Annotated in this window: 7 protein-coding genes, 1 tRNA gene and 1 pseudogene; 3 read left to right on the top strand and 6 right to left on the bottom strand. The window is 60.4% G+C overall.

All coding sequences use genetic code 11. The annotated features are described in order from the left end of the window. Together gpt and I8N66_RS36220 are read right to left on the bottom strand one after the other, a co-directional pair. Positions 1-418: xanthine phosphoribosyltransferase (gene gpt, locus I8N66_RS36225; RefSeq protein WP_291165140.1), on the bottom strand; the 418-nt coding region annotated here is incomplete at its 3' end. 230 nt (positions 419-648) lie between these two features. After that, the gene (locus I8N66_RS36220) at positions 649-1404 is read right to left on the bottom strand and encodes a competence/damage-inducible protein A (protein WP_291165137.1); all 756 of its coding nucleotides are present in this window, start codon (positions 1402-1404) and stop codon (positions 649-651) included. A 166-nt stretch (positions 1405-1570) separates the two neighbouring features. Between I8N66_RS36220 and wrbA the strand changes: the two genes are divergently transcribed. The 3 genes from wrbA (at position 1571) to I8N66_RS36205 (ending at position 2940) form a co-directional block, all read left to right on the top strand. After that, a complete protein-coding gene (gene wrbA, locus I8N66_RS36215; protein WP_113537143.1) occupies positions 1571-2170 on the top strand; it encodes an NAD(P)H:quinone oxidoreductase in 600 nt (199 codons plus the stop codon). A 229-nt stretch (positions 2171-2399) separates the two neighbouring features. After that, a complete protein-coding gene (locus tag I8N66_RS36210) occupies positions 2400-2642 on the top strand; it encodes a DUF2188 domain-containing protein (protein ID WP_113537144.1) in 243 nt (80 codons plus the stop codon). Between the two features lie 79 nt (positions 2643-2721). Next, positions 2722-2940, top strand: a complete 219-nt coding sequence (locus I8N66_RS36205; RefSeq protein ID WP_077961275.1) for a hypothetical protein — start codon at positions 2722-2724, stop codon at positions 2938-2940. An 83-nt stretch (positions 2941-3023) separates the two neighbouring features. On the opposite strand, the gene I8N66_RS36200 is transcribed toward I8N66_RS36205, so the two are convergent. The 4 genes and pseudogenes from I8N66_RS36200 to I8N66_RS36185 form a co-directional block, all read right to left on the bottom strand. Next, positions 3024-3108, bottom strand: a tRNA-Leu gene (locus I8N66_RS36200). A 92-nt stretch (positions 3109-3200) separates the two neighbouring features. Continuing rightward, positions 3201-3434 (bottom strand): hypothetical protein, encoded by a 234-nt coding sequence (locus tag I8N66_RS36195; RefSeq protein ID WP_291165131.1) that lies wholly within the window; start codon positions 3432-3434, stop codon positions 3201-3203. Positions 3435-3559: 125 nt separating this feature from the next. Further along, positions 3560-4264 carry an HAD family hydrolase gene (locus I8N66_RS36190; protein WP_291165128.1) on the bottom strand — a complete coding sequence of 235 codons (705 nt, stop codon included), beginning with the start codon at positions 4262-4264 and terminating at the stop codon, positions 3560-3562. Positions 4265-4268: 4 nt separating this feature from the next. Continuing rightward, positions 4269-4467 (bottom strand): annotated as a pseudogene (locus I8N66_RS36185) (hypothetical protein); the annotation flags it as partial.

The raw sequence follows: 4467 nt of genomic DNA, 5'->3' as shown, positions 1-4467 counted from the left end.
TCACTTCGGTCACGAAGGTATCGACCATGGGGCGGCCCTTCGGCTTGGCGTAAACGGCGGCGAAATGCGCCTTCGGCAGCATTGCGCGCACTTCTGCGGCGGTCTTGCCGGTGTCTGTCAGGTCGTCGACGATCAGCACGCCTTCGCCACCGTTCTCGGCGATTTCGGGCGCGATGCCCTTCAACACCTTCATCTGACCCTGCGTGTCGTAGTCGTGGTAGGACGCGATGCAGACGGTCTCGATCATGCGGATATTGAGCTCGCGGCAGATGATCGCCGCAGGCACTAGGCCGCCGCGGGTGATGCACACCATGGCGCGCCATTCCTGGCCGTTGTCGGCGAGGCGCCACGCAAGCGCGCGCGCGTCACGGTGGAACTGGTCCCAGGAGACGGGAAAGGCTTTATCGGGCAGCGACATCAGTGGGCTCCGGCTTGTCTGTATAAGGTAAAGGCGAAGCGTCCGGCAGATCGGGCAGGCGGGAACGCGTCATCCTGATTTGCCGACATGCAATAACGGCAATGGTGCCCTGAGCGCAAGGCTCTACAGCGCCTCGCGTCTTCCAAGACGCGTCAAGATCACTGTTACGTCGGAACCTTCTACCTGATTTCCCTGGATCGATGCTGATCCAGGGAAAAATGCAACAGCAATCAGGCCTTCGCGCGCGCTTCGGTGATTGCCTGGATCATCGCCTGCACGTCGGCTTCGGCAGCGGCCAGCGCTTCCGGATCACGGGCGCGCACGACGATATCGGTCGAGAAATTCTTGCCGTCGAACTTGGGGTAGGAGCCGATGCTGGTTTCCGGGTGGTTCTTCTGGACTTCTGTCAGCGGGCTGCCGATGTCGCCTTCGCCGAAGGGCGAGCGCACGGTTCGGGAAAGGAGGGGTGAACCGACCTCGAGGCCGGGCAGCAAGGCATCGAGCATGGCTTGGAACACCTGCGGCACGCCGGCCATGACATGCACATTGCCGATTGCGAAGCCTGGCGCGGTGGAAACGGGATTCGGGATATGGCGTGCGCCGAGCGGCATGCGCGCCATGCGCTTGCGCGCGTCGGTGAACTCCATGCCGCGACGCTCGTACATCGCGCCGAGCAGGGCCATTGCCTCGGGTTCGTAGATGCATTCGACCCCGAAGGCACGCGAGACCGCGTCGGCGGTGATGTCGTCATGGGTGGGGCCGATGCCGCCCGAGGTGAAGACGTAATCGTAGCGGCTACGTACGGCGTTGATGGCTTCCACGATGGCAGGTTCGTCATCGGCGACGATCCGCACTTCGCGCAGGTCGATGCCGACCATGGTCATCATGTCGGCGAGATGGCCGATGTTCTTGTCCTTGGTGCGACCCGACAGGAGTTCGTCGCCGATGGCGACCATCGCGGCGGTGACGATTTTTGTGCTGCGCATCGGTGATCCCTATTTATTTCAGCTAATAGTTTAACAGTGATTGTTTATTGTTCGACGGGCGAGAACAGTCTGTTTCCCGGACAGCTCCTGGCAAGCGGCCGCATTTTGATAAATCTTCCCGGCAGCGGTGATCAAGTGGGATCGCTTGAATCCAAAGGAGCATTTTATGGCCAAGGTTCTTGTTCTCTATTATTCGGCATACGGACACGTCGAAACGATGGCCTATGCGGTGGCCGAAGGCGCGAAGTCGGCCGGCGCCGAAGTGGACGTGAAGCGCGTTCCCGAACTCGTATCGGAAGAAGTCGCCAAGGCTTCTTACTACAAGCTGGACCAGGCGGCGCCGATCGCCAATGTCGAAGAGCTGGCGCAGTATGACGCGATCATCTTCGGCGCTGGCACGCGCTATGGCACCGTCGCCTCGCAGATGCGCAACTTCATCGATCAGACCGGCAGCCTGTGGGCCAAGGGCAAGCTGGTCGGCAAGGTCGGTTCGGTCTTCACTTCTTCGGCGACGCAGCATGGCGGCCAGGAGTCCACGATCCTCGGCTTCATCCCGACGCTGATGCACCACGGCATGGTCGTCGTCGGCCTTCCTTATGCATTCCAGGGGCAGATGGGTCTCGATGAGATCAAGGGCGGCTCGCCCTACGGCGCCTCGACCATCACCGGCGGCGACGGTGCGCGCCAGCCCTCCGAGGTCGAGCTCGAAGCCGCTCGGTTCCAGGGCGCACACGTCGCCAAGATCGCCGCGAAGCTCGCCGGCTGATCGACCTAAGATATTGGAATTTTTGATCAAGGGCGGCTCCGAAAGGGGCCGCCTTTTTGAATCGACGCGGGCCAGATCCAAGTGATTCGCGAAGGTGGCAATTCGCACCATACCTGTGGTAATATCCGCGGCGTTCGGCATGAGCATGCCTTTGACGAGGAGGAAAGAAGGGCCGTGCGGCAACGGCCCGCCGAAGACCGAAGCGTTTTCGGACTGCTGGGAGGGAAGTATGGCGCGGATCACTTACACCATCGTTCCTCATGACGGAGGATGGGCCTATAAGGCCGCCGATGCATATTCGGAGCCCTTTCCCAGCCGCGAGATGGCGCTAGCCGCTGCCAAGGCTGCCGCCGCCGAGCAACAGGTCGGTGGCGACGACGAAGATATCAGTTTCCAGGATGAAGAAGGTCACTGGCACTTCGAACACACAGACGGCGGTGATCGGCCGGAAGCGACCGTAGATGACGGCTAGTTCGCTTCAAGGCAAAGAGCTCAATCCGAACACAAGCATTAGTATTGCGTGCACATCATCTCTCCACGGAGGATATTCGATGCACTACAGCGTTCAGATCTTCACCTGGACCCCGCGGCAGGGAGTCCACCAGGTTGGATCGGCGATCGAGGTGGACGCCCCCAATTCCAAGGCGGCAGCGGTCTCGCTTCTCGGCCTCAGGCTTGAGAACCAGGGATGCGCAACGAAGCTCGCGGTGCGGGTATGGCACGATGACGCCTACCAGGCCGAATGCGATTGCTATTACTACAACAGCTGAGCGGCTGCTCTTTCCGGCGTAAACCTGTCGCGACTGAGTGACAGTTAGGCGCCAGCCGCCAAATGATCATCGAAACCGGTGTCTGGTGCGGGCGACGGGGGTCGAACCCGTACAGCCAAGGCCGAGGGATTTTAAGTCCCTTGCGTCTACCAGTTTCGCCACGCCCGCATGTTCCCTAGATCAATCACTCAAGGCGAACAGTCAAGTGCACCAGACGGGTGAAAGGCGCATTGATGGCTACGCGGCCTGTTGCCTCGGCTTCAGGAAGTATAAACGACGGCAGCAATGAGCGCGACGATACCATAGGGCACAAGCATTTCGAGGTAGGGCCGGCCGGAATTGGCCGAGTAGATGGCGGGAGCCGCGAAGGCCAGGACGATCAGTCCCGCCAGACGGGACGAGAGCACGCTGGGCGCGGAGACCTTGCGCAGCAGCCATCCGATCAGCATTCCGAGCAGCACCATCAATATTGTCGCGCCGAATATCTGGGCCATTCCCTCACTCTCCGTTGACGAAATCGTGCGACATTATCGCGCTGATTCGCGTGCAATGGTTGGTGGGTTCAATCTTGGATTTTGTTTAGCCTTCCCCACCGAGCGGTCGTCTGCCCGTGATGTGGCTAGAGCGGCAATCGTTCGAGGATCGGCGGCAATCCGCCGAGGTCGTTGATCTCTCGGAACCGTGGATGGCTCTCGGGCTTGTCGTGGTGCTCGAATGCCCAGGTCAAGGCATGCGGGACATAGACAGCCCAGCTGCCCGCATCAAGCGCGGGCACGACATCGGACTTCAGCGAGTTGCCGACCATCAGGCTCTTGGACGCGCCGTCGCCGTGACGCTTGAAGATGCGGTCGTAGGTGCTCGCATTCTTGTCGCTGACGATCTCGACGGCGTCGAAGTAGTCGCCGAGGCCGGAGGCGGCGAGTTTGCGCTCCTGGTCGAAGAGGTCACCCTTGGTGATCATGACAAGACGAAACTGCCCATGCAGTGCGTCGAGTGTTTCCCTGACATGCGGCAACGGTTCGACTGGATGGACGAGCATGTCGCGTCCGGCGGCGAGGATTTCAGCAATGACAGAGGATGGGAGTTTTCCGTCGGTCACGTCCACCGCGGTCTCGACCATCGACAGAACGAAGCCTTTGATGCCGAAGCCGTAGAGGCCGAGATTGCGCTTCTCTGCGGCAAGCAACCTCTCGGAGAGGTGCTCGGTGTCCGTATGGGGGGCAAGCAGTTCGGCAAAGCGCGTCTCGGTCAGGCGGAAGAACTGCTCGTTCTGCCACAGCGTATCATCGGCATCGAAACCAACAGTCGTTATTGCATGGGGCATGGTCTTACGGTCCGGCAATCTTGAATGGCTGGTCAACGCTGGCGCTCTTGCCGCTGTTGACGTCGTTGAAATGGAAGCGCAGCACGTAATCGCCGGCCGGCGCTCCGGAAACATCGATGGTGAGCGTCGAGTAAATTTCCTGGTTTCGGAGGTAACCGGTGAAGGTGAAGTCGCCGAAGGCCTTCTGCCCGGCGAGAACGTCA

It is taken from the genome of Ensifer sp. SSB1 (assembly GCF_016652895.1).
Taxonomy (GTDB): domain Bacteria; phylum Pseudomonadota; class Alphaproteobacteria; order Rhizobiales; family Rhizobiaceae; genus Ensifer.
This window is presented reverse-complemented; position numbering and strand designations above follow the sequence as displayed.

What these genes read in the sequence shown, in the direction of transcription:
- I8N66_RS36220 (WP_291165137.1), bottom strand. Translation starts at nt 1,404, where the DNA reads ATGCGCAGCACAAAAATCGTCACCGCCGCGATGGTCGCCATCGGCGAC.
- wrbA (WP_113537143.1), top strand. Translation starts at nt 1,571, where the DNA reads ATGGCCAAGGTTCTTGTTCTCTATTATTCGGCATACGGACACGTCGAA.
- I8N66_RS36210 (WP_113537144.1), top strand. Translation starts at nt 2,400, where the DNA reads ATGGCGCGGATCACTTACACCATCGTTCCTCATGACGGAGGATGGGCC.
- I8N66_RS36205 (WP_077961275.1), top strand. Translation starts at nt 2,722, where the DNA reads ATGCACTACAGCGTTCAGATCTTCACCTGGACCCCGCGGCAGGGAGTC.
- I8N66_RS36195 (WP_291165131.1), bottom strand. Translation starts at nt 3,434, where the DNA reads ATGGCCCAGATATTCGGCGCGACAATATTGATGGTGCTGCTCGGAATG.
- I8N66_RS36190 (WP_291165128.1), bottom strand. Translation starts at nt 4,264, where the DNA reads ATGCCCCATGCAATAACGACTGTTGGTTTCGATGCCGATGATACGCTG.